This is a genomic window from Flavihumibacter sp. CACIAM 22H1 (assembly GCF_001601815.1).
Classification (GTDB): Bacteria; Bacteroidota; Bacteroidia; order Chitinophagales; family Chitinophagaceae; genus Flavihumibacter.
In genome coordinates this window covers 28711-45101 of the sequence record NZ_LUKG01000018.1, presented here as the reverse complement: position 1 = coordinate 45101, position 16391 = coordinate 28711, and the positions used below count along the sequence as shown (strand labels likewise).

At 43.2% G+C, this 16391-nt stretch carries 14 protein-coding genes; 3 read left to right on the top strand and 11 right to left on the bottom strand.

Translation table 11 applies throughout. The features are described from left to right. The 6 genes from A1D16_RS07400 to A1D16_RS07375 all read right to left on the bottom strand — a co-directional run bounded on the left by A1D16_RS07400 (position 1) and on the right by A1D16_RS07375 (position 6928). Positions 1-411: a DoxX family protein gene (locus A1D16_RS07400; RefSeq protein WP_290708716.1), complete on the bottom strand. Its 411-nt coding sequence runs from the start codon at positions 409-411 to the stop codon at positions 1-3. A 79-nt stretch (positions 412-490) separates the two neighbouring features. Then, the gene (locus A1D16_RS07395) at positions 491-2140 is read right to left on the bottom strand and encodes a hypothetical protein (RefSeq protein WP_290708733.1); all 1650 of its coding nucleotides are present in this window, start codon (positions 2138-2140) and stop codon (positions 491-493) included. After that, entirely contained in the window at positions 2130-4448 is a 2319-nt protein-coding gene (locus A1D16_RS07390; RefSeq protein WP_290708714.1) for a hypothetical protein, read from the bottom strand. Before A1D16_RS07390 ends, A1D16_RS07395 begins: the two co-directional genes overlap by 11 nt. Before the next feature lie 2 nt (positions 4449-4450). Next, a complete protein-coding gene (locus A1D16_RS07385; RefSeq protein WP_290708712.1) occupies positions 4451-5185 on the bottom strand; it encodes a hypothetical protein in 735 nt (244 codons plus the stop codon). Continuing rightward, positions 5149-6288 carry an AAA family ATPase gene (locus tag A1D16_RS07380; protein ID WP_290708711.1) on the bottom strand — a complete coding sequence of 380 codons (1140 nt, stop codon included), beginning with the start codon at positions 6286-6288 and terminating at the stop codon, positions 5149-5151. Before A1D16_RS07380 ends, A1D16_RS07385 begins: the two co-directional genes overlap by 37 nt. After that, a complete protein-coding gene (locus A1D16_RS07375; protein ID WP_290708710.1) occupies positions 6275-6928 on the bottom strand; it encodes a hypothetical protein in 654 nt (217 codons plus the stop codon). Before A1D16_RS07375 ends, A1D16_RS07380 begins: the two co-directional genes overlap by 14 nt. Positions 6929-7034: 106 nt before the next feature. Here A1D16_RS07375 and A1D16_RS07370 point away from each other — a divergent pair, with 106 nt between their 5' ends. Both A1D16_RS07370 and A1D16_RS07365 read left to right on the top strand, forming a co-directional pair. Further along, positions 7035-8384: an aspartate aminotransferase family protein gene (locus A1D16_RS07370; RefSeq protein ID WP_290708709.1), complete on the top strand. Its 1350-nt coding sequence runs from the start codon at positions 7035-7037 to the stop codon at positions 8382-8384. A 15-nt stretch (positions 8385-8399) separates the two neighbouring features. Then, positions 8400-10091: an FAD-dependent oxidoreductase gene (locus A1D16_RS07365; protein WP_290708708.1), complete on the top strand. Its 1692-nt coding sequence runs from the start codon at positions 8400-8402 to the stop codon at positions 10089-10091. A 12-nt stretch (positions 10092-10103) separates the two neighbouring features. Here the strand turns inward: A1D16_RS07365 and A1D16_RS07360 are convergent, their stop codons facing one another. From A1D16_RS07360 to A1D16_RS07340, 5 genes are all read right to left on the bottom strand, one after another. Then, on the bottom strand, positions 10104-10607 hold the full coding sequence (locus A1D16_RS07360) for a hypothetical protein (protein WP_290708707.1): 504 nt from the start codon (positions 10605-10607) through the stop codon (positions 10104-10106). Next, a complete protein-coding gene (locus A1D16_RS07355; protein ID WP_290708706.1) occupies positions 10604-11197 on the bottom strand; it encodes a class I SAM-dependent methyltransferase in 594 nt (197 codons plus the stop codon). Before A1D16_RS07355 ends, A1D16_RS07360 begins: the two co-directional genes overlap by 4 nt. Before the next feature lie 75 nt (positions 11198-11272). Continuing rightward, complete coding sequence (locus A1D16_RS07350) at positions 11273-13015, bottom strand: metallophosphoesterase (RefSeq protein ID WP_290708705.1); 1743 nt, start codon at positions 13013-13015, stop codon at positions 11273-11275. A 157-nt stretch (positions 13016-13172) separates the two neighbouring features. Further along, positions 13173-13877, bottom strand: a complete 705-nt coding sequence (locus A1D16_RS07345; protein ID WP_290708704.1) for a response regulator transcription factor — start codon at positions 13875-13877, stop codon at positions 13173-13175. Positions 13878-13887: 10 nt separating this feature from the next. Then, a complete protein-coding gene (locus A1D16_RS07340; protein WP_290708703.1) occupies positions 13888-15291 on the bottom strand; it encodes a HAMP domain-containing sensor histidine kinase in 1404 nt (467 codons plus the stop codon). A gap of 210 nt (positions 15292-15501) precedes the next feature. On the opposite strand from A1D16_RS07340, the gene A1D16_RS07335 reads away from it, so the two are divergent. Beyond that, positions 15502-16391: carboxypeptidase-like regulatory domain-containing protein (locus A1D16_RS07335; protein WP_290708702.1), on the top strand; the 890-nt coding region annotated here is incomplete at its 3' end.

Below are 16391 nucleotides of genomic sequence, written 5' to 3'. Positions count from 1 at the left end.
TTATGAGGCCGGCGTTCGGCGTGTTTGAATGCGTTTATCCAGGCTCCAAGGTCCGGGTCCATAGAAAAAGAAGGCGGCAAACAAAAGGAGGAAGAGCAATGGGTGTTCGCCCTCATAAAAATTCCAGTGGTGCATGGTGGCAATCACCCCCAGCATAATAAGCATAAGAAGCGGTGTTATCCATTTGGTGAACAGGCCCAGGATCAAAAAAATGCCCCCCACCAGCTCAATCAGTTTAGCTGTATAAGCCGAAAAGGCCGGGAGAGGTACTTTAGCTTGACGCAGAAAATCAATCAGTCCATTGATATCAAACAATTCAAGTGAATGCCGGAAAATTAACCATCCGGTTAACGCCCGTACCAGTGTAATGCCTGCCGGAACAAAGCCCGGTCCTGAAAAAAAATTCGTCATATTTTTTTCTTCAAATAACCGGAAATGGGGCTTACTTGTAGTAAATGCCGGGTAAATTAAGTGTAAAGAACTGTAAAACTTAGCTGTTGTTGGAGTTTCGACTATAAATATAACTGGTAATATCTCTTAATAAGCGCTGATCATTTTTATTGACCAATCGCAGGTGTTCTACAAATGCTGGGTCAGAGTTAGCCATTTTGGAAATAAGCTGAAATAGCAGAAGCCTTATCTCTTCCTTGTATGTAGCGTTCCTTTTTTGTTCCTGTAATAAAACTTTTACAAAGTTGGCTGCTTTATTCGGTTCCAGGGATTCAAATAGTTCGGTTAGTTTATGTAGCCGTTCGGCGGGTGCTTCGAAATAATGGAGGAATTGCAAAAGGCAGCTAACCGGGTCTTCGTTGATTTGCCATCCTTCCAGGAGAATGGCGGAAGCTTGTTGTTCTTCGTTTAGCTTGGTACGGTAAATAGATGCAGCCTTTATTCTATTTTTTGACGCTAATAGGCCATTAATATGTTTTTTGTAACATTCAGCAGCTGCATTTGGTTCCTCCAAAACGGTGTATAAATCCCCGGCTTTTTCCATCATATTGCATTTGATATAATGGTGAAGCGCCTGCCTTAGCATGGTTGCCTGCTCAAATGATTCAGCAGCCTTTTGGTGATACCCGTTTTTTTCAAATAAAACCGCTGCTTCTTTAAAAAAATTGCCAGCATAGAGTGTATTAGCCGCATTTAGGGGCTGGTTTAATAACTTCAGATAAATAAATGCGGCTTTGTCATGATGTCCTTGCTCCTGAAGGTTTTTTGCAGTTTCTATATAACTGCGATACAATTGTGTATCAAGCGTTCCAGATACTGATACAAAAGCGCTGCCTGTTGGGGTGGTAGGCTGATTTAATGAGAGGCTTGACCAGATCTTAGCCAATTTAAACTCACCTGGTATAGCTGATCCTCTGCTGGTTGCCTGTTCTTTTATGGGGATTGCGTACTTAAGGCCATTTAAGGGATCCTTTTTTAACAAATCAATGAGTTTGTTTATGCCTTTGTTGTTTCTGTCTTCCAATTGATTCAGCTGTAGTTTTAATTGATCTGACCATTTCGGGTTGATTGACTGAGAAAATGAACCTTTTAAAAAGAAGCGTAAGAGGTACAACTTTACTCGTTCAAAGATGCCGAGAGGTTTCACTTCCAGGCTTTCATAATTAGGAAAACTGTTTTCCAGTTGTTGAAGTATATGGGCTTCGTTCGATTCTTCGATTAGGATGCTCTTTAGTTTTCCGGGTTTGAAAATAGTTTTTGCAGGAATGGTAAAAGTTATTTGCAGCAACTCCGGTAAATCAATTTCTTCCTTCCAGTTTATGGGCGATTCTAATTCTATTAAACCGCTTCTCGGATGAAAAAGATAGGCATTGCTACTGAATATGGTGCTCAGTTCCTTATTTGTAAGTGTAGGATAAATGGTGGCATGAAAAGGTAGATGAATTTTGGAATGGGCGAATTGGCAGGGAGTGCATAAAAATTCGGGTATTACCGGTTTTTCGGGTAATACAAAGCAGCCCCAACTACTATTGGCAGTAGTTCCGGGAACCGGGTACACCTTTGTGGTTTCCAGATTAAATCCGGCAGACTGCAGTAGTATTAGCCACTGTACGGGTGAGGGCCCTTCTATCAGAAATCCCGATAGAGGATGCTCTCTTTCTTTATGAAAAGGTTGAATGCTAAGTACCATTGCCAAGTGCAAGGATTGTTTGAATAAATGGGTTTAGATAACTGGAATTAAATTCCTCCGCTCCTATCTTATTTTGTTGAAGAGAAGGATCTATAAAATAGCTTGTTCCTGTAAAATCATTGTTAGCGACCGCTGCAATTGGAACGCCAAGAACCGTTGGAAGGAAAATGGTAGGCAGCGTCTTATTGCTGCTAGTGAGCAGCAGCATGCCGGAGCGATGTAATGTGATACTGCTTCCATCCCTGAACTCGTGCCTGTTTTCATCCTTCCAAATGCCATAGGTAAGTGTGGGGCTGGCATAATTACCAGCGGTTACAATTTTATAAAATCCGTTTTCTTTAATTAGTTTATTGGAGTTTAGGAATATTTCTCCTGACGCTGATATGGCAACGGTTTTAAGTTTTTTGAGAATCGGGTTTTTGTCTTTCCATTCCTGAACAATTCTTGAGCAGTTCATTCTATAGTAAGTATAGCTGGATAGGATGCTCTGGTCTGGAATGCCCTCGAGGGTTGAAATCGTTGCTTTTTCTTCTAAGTCAATTATTGAATAGTTGAATGCAGTTACGTAGTAGAATTTATTGTCGATGAAATGGAAATGGGGGTAAGCTGAATTTGTCCAGGCTGGAAAATCAAGCTTTTGTATTTCTAACGTCTCCAGGTTGCACAAAGTTATTTGTTTCGTAATACTATTAAAACATAACAAAATTAGTTCGTTATTCTTGTTTCGACCGATTGAATATAATGAATGTTTATTTTCCTTTAGTTCGTATACCAGGCTAAAGCCCACTAAGCCATCTGGATGGTTTTTTTTAAATAGGCTGGTGCCCGATAAAAGATAGGTTTCCTGATCGATTGGAAGTGGAATTATATTTCTGCCAGATATTCCGAATAAAATAGGAAAATGATGATCGGTTGATTGTTTATTTACTCTTTTGAGGGCTTTGTTTTTTTCGATCTTCTTCCAAAGTTTATGGATGGGTAGTGTAAAGGATTGTATGAGTGATTTGCCTTTACTGCTATATTTGAAAAGGGAAATTTTTCCACTAGAGGATACTGCAATCATATAAGAAAATAGCCCGGGGTATTTCTGTACTATTTTTTGAATGCCAGCAGACTGTAGGGATTTTTCTTCGGATATAAAAATCCATTCTGTTTGTGAGTCGGGCTTTTTTTTCTTGATAAATTCTTCAACACCAGCACTGGCATCCAGCGAGATGTCAGCCTGGCTGATGGAGTATGCGACGTCTTCTTTGCTATCTATTGATAATGGAGTAAAGAAATCACCCACTGCGTATCCTTTAACGCAAATAGTTGATTTAGGATGCTGTGAGGTTGCCAGCAATATAGCAGCGCTAATTAGCTTGGGGGTTCCCCAATTTCTGATTGAAACATCAATTAAAATAATCCTATTGAAAGGTTGCTGTATTGATGGGTTTTCGCGCTGGAAATAGAGGGCCTCCTTATTGGCAATTCTACTCAGAAACACCAGGTCGTCGTGTGCAAACTCTGTGATTAGTAATTTGTCTAAACTTCCTTTATTGCTAAGCGTTGCTATACCCCCCGTAGAATAACTACCTTCGGAAGAATGATTATAGGGTAAATGTAATCCAGTCCAGATGGAACGAACAAGGGCTGCTACATGAAAGGTCGAAGGGTTTTCCTGCAATTCATCTATATAATCCTTTGGCTGGTTGTTTACTTCTGGTATTATTGGTTCATCCAGTTCAGGTAGGTCCTTTAGAGCAGCAAGTAATGCATCTAAGCTGTTGTATTTTTGATGCAGTATTGAGAATATGCGGAAATCATATTCATAAATGGCGTCGGGGTCCTTGTTTTTCTCCCTTTCCTGTAGCATGGATTCTCTTAAAAATTGTACTAAACCAATGGAAATGGATGCGGCAATTTGTTTAGAATACTTTAATCCCTGTATTCTATGACAATTGTAGAATAAAAATTGTACTAATTGTATAACACCTTTGCTTGATTTGTATCGTTCAGGTAGTTTTGATATCAGTTCCAGGAATTCAATTGCCTCCGCCGTAATAATTGTTTTTGGGTACCGAGTGGACGTATTGGTAAATGCGTTGATTTTTTTGAGCTTTTCGGATCCGTTTTTACCAGCTGCTGAAATAGCCAGCAATAGTGTGCTAAATGGTGGCAGGCCCTGCACCGATAGGGCTTGGATGGTGGTAGTTAAAGCTTCGGTATAGCAAATGGTGTCTCCGTCAATAAACTGAATTATCTCATAGTCCTCATCATACTGCCAGAAGTAAGCGTAAGATGGTCTAAAATAGTGGACAGGTTGCATGGTCAACGGGTTAGCCTGAATGAACTTATTGACAACGGTCGGAAATTTTTTTCATTTAACCGGATAACCTGTTTTTGATCCAGCCAGATCAACCGATCACCTTCTTCAAAATTCAGCATTTCCTGTATGGTATAGTCAAGGATGGGTAAGGCGGGTATGTATCCCGAAGGGATGTAAAAACTATTGTGTAAACAAAATGTATTACCTGGAATTGGCAGGATAGGTGTTCCAATAATCATGACATATTTCTCCTGTAATACATCCATACTTATCCATTTTAGTCCTTTTAGTCGTATAGCCGGGGCGGTTTCAATATATGATTTAAGGACCGCATAACTTGTTATGATGGCTACAGGTTCTCGTTCCTCTTCGGCTTTTACAAGTTGGATATTTATTCGCTCTGCTAATCCAAAATAATTATGATTAAATGCTGGAATTTGAATCGGAAATTTTTCATTGATAGGTTGCCATTTTAGGCCCTGTGGTAATTCCTGGTCGGGAAGTAGTGCGTTTAACTGGTATAATAAATCATTCTTCAACTCAAAAAAGCTTAAAAAAGGTATACGTTGAATCTTCGGCGATTTTAACGCTGCAACATTAAGTCCCTTTACCCAGCAATATTGGTGATCCTGGCTGATTAATAGATCTTCCTCATCCCTTATACTGTTCAGGTATTCCTGGTAATGCAAGGGGATTTTGATTACACCGGTTGGTCGCTTTTCAGTATCTTCTTCCATAGATCATCTATTTCAAGTACGAGTAATTTTTTTTGAGCTTCATTATTGACCCAGGTGCATCTGGTGTGAATAAACCGGAGTTTATCCTTGATTATATTTTTCTGTTCGTTGCTTACGGCAGCATCGTCCCAGCTGGATGAAAGAAATTTAATTTCTTTCATCAGTTCTTCAGCATTGGGGAGTTTGTTTTTCTGTGCTTGAGGATGGGCCTTTTTAAAGCTGGCTTTTTCCAGGATGAGGTTAATCATGCCTTCCAGAATCTCAATTTGCTCCTCGGTATCCCAAATATATTTTAATACCCAGAAATCAGATATTTCGGCTGTTTGCCTGCCACTAATAAGTGCGCTTGCGGCAATGAGGTTCTGGAGCTTTACGGCCCTCCTGTCTGATACCTGTATTCCTGTGTTTCGGAGTGAATGTACGATGTCGACATATTCTGTCCGTATTGCCATAATATCAACTTTTTTACAGTCCTCCTGGATTTTCATAATTTCAAGTGGATCAATGGTCTTGATTTGCTGGGCTGATTTTTTTTCCATTTCCCAGCCTGCTGTCAGCACAGCCGCTAAATTTTCAGGATCAACATACCCGCATTTTACCCTAACTAAGAAACGGTCAAGCAAAGCAGCCAAGGTTTCATCTTCGGGAAGTTGATTGCTGGCTCCTATAAAACTTAAAGCAGGCAGTTTTTTGGATTCTTTTCCCCGCCTGAATAACCGTTCATTGAGTGCAGTAAGAAGGCTGTTGAGAATAGCGCTGTTTGCATTAAATATTTCGTCAAGAAAAACGAGCGATGCTTCCGGCATCATTCCGTCTGTGTTAGTTTCAAGTTCTCCGTCTTTTAATTTTCGGATATCAAAGGGGCCGAAAAGTTCATTTGGTTCCGTGAACCGGGTAAGCAGGTATTCGAAATTGTTGCCATTGTGGATGCTTTCCGAGAGTCTTCTTATAATTGCACTTTTTGCAGTGCCAGGAGGACCAAGGAGAAACATGTTTTCCCTGGCCACAAGGCAGATTCCCAATAAATCGATGATTTCGTCTTTGCCAATAAATTCCTGTTTTATTTCTTCCAGTACAAGCTGCAGCGAGTCAAGGTTTTTCATAGTTGTAGTTATGCAAAAAGAATGTTTGGTAGATGCCAGCAATAGCGGAAAGCTCCTGTTGAATAACTGGATGTTTTTTCAAGTAGGGGTTGTCTGTTTCCAATATCCTGTTCAAATACAATTGTTTTAAACAGGGGTTTGAAAAAATTATTTCCAGTTTAGGGGTTAACGTTGCATCAGCAATTTTTATTCCTGAGTATTGCCAGATTGATAAGGTGGACACTATACAGGATTGTATCGGATCGCTATAATCTAGTTTATTCGCAAGATCAAATAAATCAGGCAGGAAACGCAGACACAAATCAGCGGATAGTATAGCTTCGGGTGTAAGATCATCTTTAAAACCCGCAAGCAGCATCGGGAGCTGTTCAACTGAATAAGTTCTGTAAAGTAAGAGTTGAGCTGTAGTATATAAATAACGGGCGGCCCACAATGCTGCTGCTTTGTCGAATTCAAGGGTATGAAATGGGTAGTCGTATGCTTCATTGGTAAATTCTGTTTCAAGGAATTCAACCACTAGTTGTTGCTCTTGCAGATCTGTAATAGGCAAGGCATTGAACAAGAGCAGTTTTTCATCATTTCTAACACTATATATAGTATCCAGAAAGTAAGACCGCCGATTATTAAGGATTTCTGGCATAATTCAGGACGAAAATAGCAGAATATTTCTCAAAACAAAAGCTGCTGTCTTCTTTCCGTTTTATAATTAACTTCAGCTTGCTTTTATCACTCAATCATTTTGAACTATGGCAATGGACTTTAATGAGCAGGGCGATGTAAACAATACCCCTTTAAGGGCGCAATGGATCAGCGAATTAAGCGAAGAAACCCGGCACTGGCTGGAGGAAGATGCCAGGTATTTCCTGCACCAGGCACTTTCTACCCCTGTTATGAATGTACTGCAGAAAACCGAAGGCGCCTGGATTGAAGACCTACAGGGGAAACGCTATCTTGACCTTCATGGAAATGGAGTGCATAATGCGGGTTTTTCCAACCCGGCCGTAATGGAGGCTGTTATGCAGCAATTGACCAATAAGCTGGCCTTTACCCCCCGGCGGTATACCAACCTGCCGGTAATAAAGCTGGCTAAAAAACTGGTTGAACTGAGTCCGCCCGAACTTACCCGTGTACTTTTTTGTCCGGGTGGCTCGGAAGCCATTGAAATGGCCGTTACCCTGGCTAAACAGGTAACCGGTCGATGGAAAACGATCTCCTATTGGGATTCTTACCATGGCAACGGGTTTCAATCCTCTACCTTAGGAGGAGAAGAGCATTTTTCAAATGGACAAGGCCCTATGGTACCCGGGGCTTTTCATGTAGAATTTCCGAACTATTACAGAAATCCCTGGGGTTTAACCGAGCAGGCCGCTATTGATGCAGCTTATCTGCGCCAGGTGGAGCTGATCCTTCGCCGGCATCCCGACGTTGCCGCAATTGTAGCTGAACCCATATCCGCTACCCCCGTTGTGCCCTCCCTGTACTACTGGCAAGAGCTTCGCCGGGTTTGCGATGAAAACGGCATACTCCTGATTTTTGATGAAATCATCGAAGGCCTGGGCCGAACGGGTAAATGGTTTGCCTGCGAGCATTTTGTAACACCCGACGTTCTGGTGCTCGGAAAGTCATTAGGTGGCGGCCTATTGCCTTTTGCAGGTATCCTTACCCGTGAAAAATACAATACCCTGCAGCATCGGTCTATAGGACATTATACACACGAAAAAAACCCGCTATGTGCAACCGCAGGCCTGGCCGCAATTGAATTTATTGAACAGGAGGGCCTGGTAGAAAATGCAGCTAACCTGGGCACTTATCTATTGCATGAGTTAAAAAAACTTCAACAGGAGTTTGACGTAATCGGAAATGTAGCCGGCAGAGGATTTCATATTGGGCTCGACCTGGTAGAAGACCCTCAAACCAAAAAGCGCGCTATCCGGTATGCGGAAGAAATCATGTACTATTGTTTGCGAAAAGGGATTGCGTTTAAAATTATTGAAGGCAATATTTTAACCATGCGCCCTGCATTAACCATAACCCAGGCAGATTGCGACTTTATCCTAGACACCCTGCGCCAGGCATTCCATGCCGTAAAATTGTAAGTAATTCCCGTTCACATGAAAAGAAGAAGCTTTCTGCAAAGCATAACATGGGGAAGCGGCGCCCTGCTTAGCTGGCCAGTTCGATCCGATGCTAACACACTAAGCCCTAAAGAGCCGCTGGTACAGCTGCAGGCCGATCTTGTAATTGCAGGTGCCGGTTTAGGCGGACTTGCAGCCGCATTGGCGGCCCTGAGGAATAAACAAACCGTTATCCTTACTGAAGAAACAGACTGGATAGGCGGACAGGTATCACAGCAGGGAGTGCCGCCTGATGAACACCAGTGGATTGAAACACATGGCGCTACTGCACTATACCGCCATTGGCGCAACCGAATCAGAAATTATTACCGGCAAAATTACCCGCTTACCGAAGCGGCTCAACAACGCCCCCTGCTGAACCCCGGCGACGGCGCCGTATCGCGCTTATGTCATGAACCCAAAGTTGCCGTGGCGGTATTTATGGAACTACTGGCTCCGCATCTGAGCAACGGAAAGCTCCAGCTCTTATTGCAGCATAAAGCAGTGTCGGCAGAAAAGAACGGAAACAGGGTACATGCTCTGCTGGTCAAAGACCAATCCGGCGTCCTGAAAAAACTAATAGCACCTTATTTTGTGGATGCTACCGAACTAGGTGATTTATTACCCATTACCGGAACAGAATACCGCACCGGAACAGAAGCTAAGTCGCAAACCGGTGAACTGCATGCGCCCGGAAAGGCTGATCCGCTCAACAGCCAGTCTTTCACCATGTGTTTTGCGATGGACTATGTACCAGGAGAAAATCATACCATACCCGAGCCTCCTGATTATGCGTTCTGGAAAAATTATAGCCCGGATCTGCAACCCGCCTGGCCGGGAAGATTACTGGATCTTCAGTATTCTGATCCGCGTACCGGAAAGCCCAAACAACTCGGCTTTCATCCGGAAGGAATTGCAACAGGGGACAGGTTAAACCTCTGGAATTATCGCCGGATTATTAGTAAGGATAATTTTAAACCAGGTACTTATGCGGGAGATATAACCATTGTAAACTGGCCGCAGAACGATTATATGCTGGGTACTATAATTGATGTGCCTGAAAAAGAAAAGGTTTATCATATCAACAGGGCCAAGCAATTAAGCCTGTCGCTTTTATACTGGCTGCAGACAGAAGTTCCCCGGCCCGATGGCGGTAAGGGCTGGCCTGGAATTCGGTTGCGCAAAGATGTTATGGGTACGCATGATGGCCTGGCCAAATATCCCTATGTACGCGAAGCCCGGCGCATAGAAGCTGTATTTACAGTTAAAGAAGAACATGTGGGCATGGAACAAAGAAGACAGCTTAGCGCTGATGCAAGCCTTGCATGGGGGGCTGCTTTTGAAGACAGTGTTGGAATAGGTTACTACCCGATCGACCTGCATCCTACCAACCATAAAGTGAACTATGTTGATTTCAATGCGTTGCCTTTTCAGATTCCTTTAGGGGCACTGATTCCTATACGAATGGAAAACTTGCTGCCTGCGAATAAAAATATCGGTACCACCCATATAACAAATGGCTGCTACCGGCTTCACCCGGTTGAATGGAGTATCGGAGAAGCCGTGGGTTGCCTGGTTGCTTTTGCAAAAGAGCAGGGATTAACACCCCGGCAGGTGCGGGAATTAAAAATAAAGGAATTCCAATCCTTTATCAGCAGCCAGGGAATTGAAACGGCCTGGCCCCTTTAAAGGGAAGCAGGATCAACGGATTACATGCGCCAGGTAAACAATCGCATAGCTGAATATACAGGTATAACTGGCCTGGTTCCAGGTTCGGAACAAGGCTTGTTTTTCCAGGTTCATACGGGTAACAAAAAGAGCAAATAGCCAGAAAGTAAAGGAAATCAGCAAGTCCATCCAGTCAAACCGCCCGTTCGATAAATGCACTAATTGAAATAATTCCATGGTTACCGCCAAAAGAATGGGGAGCAGGCTGAGGTTTAGGCGGCTGCCTTTTATTTCCAGGAAAAAATAATGAGAACTAAGGGTTATGCAAAAGATCCATAAACCTTCGGGGAGCGAATAAATGATCCAGTCTGCCAGGGGAAAAAGGGCCCTGATTTCCGCCTTCAGTGCAGCGTATTTTTCCCAGGAAACTAAGGCAATGATCAGTTGATTTACCAGGGTTTTGTCGGTTCGGTAAATTACATAGATATACAAGCTGATGGCCAATGAAACGCCGATGGCCCCGCGGTAGGATTTCATGGTTTGCTATAAATTCTAAGTTGGAAATAATCGTGTAACCCGAAACCCCTTATTTTCTCCAGCGTAAAGGCCGCTGCCAGGGTGCCTAGCTGCGCAGGGAGGAAATAGGAACGGAACCTGAGCAGTTTGGCTACTGGCTGAAACGCTTTATCCATCCAGCTCAGCCAGGTTTCCGGGGTAAAATGGTTAAGCAGAAAAAGCGTGCCGCCGGGTTTTAAAACCCGGCCTATTTCCTGCAATAATTTATCAGGGTCTATGGTAACTGCCAGTACATGTGATAGCACAATATAATCGAAACTGGCATCGGCAAAAGCAAGGGCTTCTCCATTCATGCAATATAGTTCTGCCTTTTCCGGATTTGATTTGCGGGCTCTTTTCAACATCAGTTCAGATACATCAATTCCAATGATCTGGTGCTTCTTGTAGAGCCGCAGGTGATTTCCATCACCAACCCCTATTTCCAGGAGTTTGCCGGTAGGATAACTGTTTACTTCCTCCAGCAAGTGCACCCGCTGCCGGAGGAGAAATAAATTGATCAGCGGGTAGATAATACTGATCCTGTTATAGAAACGAGCAATGGAATCGTTCATTTAAAAGTGCTTTGAAGTACAAAGTAAATGCAAAAAAGAATAGATTCCTATGTTTTTGCTGAAAATTTTATCCTGCTAACGGGAGGGCCGGAATATGCCGGAGGCAGGGTAGTTCTGCTCTGTATCCCAGCGGGGTTTCCAGTAGATGGTAGCTGCTTCTGTGCTGGTGGCATCATCCTGGTCGGCATACCCGATATTCATGCGAAAGCTGCCATCTGGCTGAAGAATTTCTTTTATTGGGAGCTTAATAAGTACTTCAATGCCTTTCTCACTGACTTTACTGGTGCAGCTAAGGGCTATTTTATAAGGACTTCCATCTGCTTTCGTAAGTTGGAAGGAAGGTTTTTTGGAGTCTGGTGATACCGTTAGCAGGAAAGGGACCTTGTTTTTATTTTCGAAATATACCAATAATTTATCGCGGTGCTCTCCTTCCTGCAGAACGAGTTGATCATCGGTAACGGTAGCCGATAAGGTAAGGTATTTAGTTTCTTCGTGTAGTTTAAACCTGATAAATGAATCCCCGGTTCCCTGCCAGTCCCAGGCTTCGGTTACATATTCCGGGTAGTGTACCAAAATTTCCTGGCCGGTTGAGCCGGGCCAGTTCAGCAGCATTCTTTGACTAGCCGGAAGTGCATAGCGTTTGTTGTTTATGTTGTACGCGCCTTCAAGTTCAATGGTTACAGGATCCAGTGTGGCCAGATCAACCGGTTGGCCATGCAGGGTTTTGAGCAGGAAGGGGATTTCTTTTTCTTCACCGGGGCCCAGGGTAAGTTGGATGGTTTCCGGTTCTGTATGCCAACCAGTAAGCTTCGGCAGATTTCCCTTAACTGCAAGGGGCAACTCACTTGGGTTGCGCAGCTGAACGGATGCCTGGATCAGCGATTCCACGGATGAGCGGGTTTGCGCGGGCTTTAATCGCAACCAGTTGCCGGAAGTAAGCGGGCGGATTTTTTTCCGCAAAGCTTCATCTACAATATTTTCTTCAACCAGCCCGTCCAGTTTTAAATGAACTACTTTGGGTTCTGCAGACTGGAAACTTACCCAGGTTATATGATCGAATTCGCCGAACTGTTCTCCTCTTCGCTCACTGCCTCCGCCACTTGTAGCCAGTATATAATATTTGCGTTTGTTGCGCTCACTCAGCAGGTAATTATGGGTATGACCTGCAAATACCGTATAATTTCTGTTCGCAAGGGCAGCTTCAATTTTTTCAAAACCGGTACCGGTTTTGGCCCAAAGGGGTTGGTGCATAAATACAAAGGTCCATCGAACGGCTGGGAATTGTTGCAGGATTTGCTGGAAATAAGCAACCTGTTCGGCCTTCATTCCATAATCGCCCTCATCCTGCGAATTCAGTGATAAGAAGAGGACATTTTTATAAACAAAATAATAATGCGATTGTCCATATCGTCTTTTCCATTCCTGTTGCATCCAGGAATTGCTGATATCATGATTTCCGGGCACATAAAAAAAAGGAACAGTCAGTGGTTCCAGTAGGTTGGTAAATTCCTTCCATTGCGCATTAATCAGCACGGAATCGGTTGAGTAACCATTAATAAGATCCCCCACAGACAGAATGAACTGGGGTTGTAGCAGGTTGGCTTTTTTAACCGCATCTTCAAATATACCCGGAACCATGCCCCCGGTACGATCGCTCAGGATGGCGAATTGAACCAGGTTGCTGTCCGTATTAAATCGGGTGTTGGTTACCGGTATACGGCCTTTTGATGTATCCCATTTGAAAAAGGAGGGTTCCTGCGCCTTTGCAGAAAACCGGATAACTGCCAGAACTGCTATGCAGAAATAGTGGAGTTTCATGGTGCAAGCCTTTTAAGCAGGCCTATTAAAAATAGGGAATGAAAGAATAAATGCTGCTACCCGGCCTTTTTCTTGCGGATATTGATGGGGATTATTCCTGTTTGTTGCGCAATCTCCGCTGCTTTGCCTGGCCGGGCGGGTTGCGGACCTGGCCGGGTTAATCCTGCACAGTGAAGATAAAACCCACCCCGTACACATTTTCTATTTTTACTTTGGTGGAGGCCGATAACAATTTCCGAAGCCTTGAAATAAATACATCCAGGCTGCGTCCCAGGAAATAATCATTTTCTCCCCATAGTTGCAGGAGGATATCTTCTCTTTTTAAAACACTGTTGCGGTGTTTATACAGGAATTCCAGTAATTCCATTTCTCTGGGAGTTAGAGCGCCTTTGCCTGGAAAATTTCGGATAGATAGTTTGAATAGATCTTTATGCAGTATGATGTCGCCGATTTTTAGATCGGTAGCGGATTTGTACGTTGTTTCGGACCGTTTGTTTCTGCGGATAATGTTCCGGATCCTGAGCACCAGTTCATCAATATCAAAGGGTTTACTTATATAGTCATCTGCTCCAAGTTCTAAACCACGCAGCCGGTCTTTTTTTTCGTTCCTGGCGGTAAGAAATAGAAAGGGTTTCTTGCTGTCGAGTTGGTAAAATTTTTTCGCCAGTTCAAAACCGTCTGCCCCGGGTAACTGAACATCGATCATAAGCAGGTCGTAGCTGGCTTTGTTTTTGGTAAAGGCAAGATAGGCGTCTTCTGCCGTGGTATGCCAGTCTATTTCCAGGTCCATGAGCTGTAGATATTGTTTTACCACGTTGCCGAGGTCTATTTCGTCTTCCACAAATAATACTTTATGTTGCATAGGCGTCACTTTATTTTTCCAGTGGAATCCGTATAATAAAAAATGTTCCACTTGAATCATTCGACAGGATTTCAAGCTCCCAATTATGCGCATCGATGCATTGTTTGGTATAAAAAAGCCCGAGTCCAAGTCCGTTGGTTGCATTATTTTCCAGGCCTTCCGTATTTCGGTAAAACTTGTCAAAAATATAGCGGCGTGCTTTGTCCGAAATACCGATACCGTTGTCTGAAATGATCAATACCAGTTTTTCGTATGCCTGCCTGGTATGTACTTTTATTGTTTTCAATTTACTGTTATTATACTTAATGCCATTATCAAGGATATTATTGATCATGGTGGTGGTCCAGAATTTATCGAGTAAAACCCGGCTCGCCTTAGAATCGTTGGTATAAGAAATAGATACCTGGTTATTGGTTAGTTGCAGGCGGTAGTCGAGCAACAGTTCCTCGAGCAGTTCTTCCATAATGAAGGGTTCCTTTTGTAAACTGGAAGCGTTCATTACCGTTAAGTCCAGCACTTGCCCGAATAAGGTTTTTAATCGTTGTGATTGCCGGTCGATTACCGCGGTTAGCGCCAGTATTTTTTCTTTGTCTTCCATGATCCGGTCGTTGGTAAGGCTTTTATTGGCTACTATAATGGCAGATAACGGCGTATGCAGTTCATGAGTAATACTGTTTACAAAATCTGACTTAAGTTCTGCAAGTTTTTTTTGACGGATCCAGTTATGGTAGGTTACATAATAAATCAACACTACTACCAATATTGAAAAGAAAGAGATGACAAGCGGCAGTGCCATGCTTTTGAAAATATGCAGTGTTCGGTAGGGGATATCGGCATGCAGCGAAAACCCGGTTGCATAGGAATTTGGAGTTGGGGAACTGACCGTAATAGAACTAACTTCATTTTGTTTGGTTAGGCGGGAGGGGCCATTGTTGTTTAAGATGCCCTTTGCCTGTTCATTGCGTTCGAACAGGGAGATATAATGTGTGCCATCGAAGGTTATACTTACTTTTTCAAGGGTGGCGGCCCAGGTCAACGATGTGTCGAGTTTATTTTCCCGTATTATCCGGTGCATTATCTGGTCGATGGTATTTTGCTTTCTTAAGGCTAGTTGAAGGCTGTCTATTACCAGCCTGGCATAATCGGTTAGTTTTCGGGTAGATATTTTATGCAGGGAATCAAATTTTGCCATATTGCCCAGTAGGTAACGATCCATGATGGCTTGTCCGCCGGGAAAAATCTTTTCATTACGGATGCTTGCCCGGTAAGCTTCTTTCAGAATGTTTTTTTCGGCAGCAAAGAATTCATCATCTTTTAATTTATAGGTATTGTAAATCAGGAAGCACTGCACGGATACCAGTACAATAAACCCGAGAAAGGCGAGGATTTTATGTTGCTGAATCGAAAATTTCACGCAGAAAAGTTTAAACAATAAAGATAACTGCTTCGGTCAGCTTCCCCTCTCCTTTAAATTCCGTTAACAATCTGTTTGAACTTTGTTGGCAGCTAAAAGTTGAGATGTTAAATAGTTTTAAAAACTATCGCAAAGGATTGCATGCAAACGGCGAATTACGGGTCCTGTTAAGGAGCCGTACCATCTACTGACATCTAACTGTTATTAATAATGAGCAAAAAAAATACAATAGCAGGAGGCAGTTCTATGCGTGTCCTTCCGCTGTTTTGCGCGGCGATTCTTGCAGTTCCCGTTCAGGGTAAGGCGGAAAGCGGCAATATATCCAACTTTAACGAATCAGCCGGAATAGCGGGTAAGCATTCTGCCTGGTTTCAACAATCCGTTTCGGGCATCGTTTCCAACGCAGTAAATAATACACCTGTTGCCGGTGCCTCTGTTATTATCAAAGGCAGTACCAAAGGAGTAACTACCGATGAGGAAGGCCGGTTCACTATTGCTGCAAAACCAGGTGATATTTTAGTGGTTTCTTACCTCGGCTTTAAAACCAGTGAAATCAGGGTTGGACAAAGCAATAACCTTAGCATCCAACTAAGAGACGATGTTCAGAGTCTTGATCAGGTAGTGGTGGTGGGGTATGGTACACAAAAAAGAAAAGAAATAACCTCTGCGGTTACTTCCGTAAAATCAACCAATTTTAATCCGGGGGGCACCCGTTCACCAATGGATCTGATACAGGGTAAAGTAGCCGGTTTGAACATTACCAGAACAGCCGGAAATAACCCCAATTCCGGTGCCTCCATTCAATTAAGAGGCGTTACTTCCCTAACCGGTACCAGAACGCCTTTGATCGTGATTGATGGAATTCCTGGTGGAAACCTGGATCTGCTGCAACAGGATGATATAGAATCTTTTGATGTATTAAAAGACGGATCGGCTGCCGCTATTTACGGTACCCGGGGAAATGCCGGTGTCATTCTGATTACCACAAAAAAAGGCAAATCCGGCGCACCGCGCTACGATTTTTCTACCTACCTGCAGCGGGAGTATATAGATCAGAAACCCGATTATATGACAGCTGCTGACTTCAGGAAACTTATTGC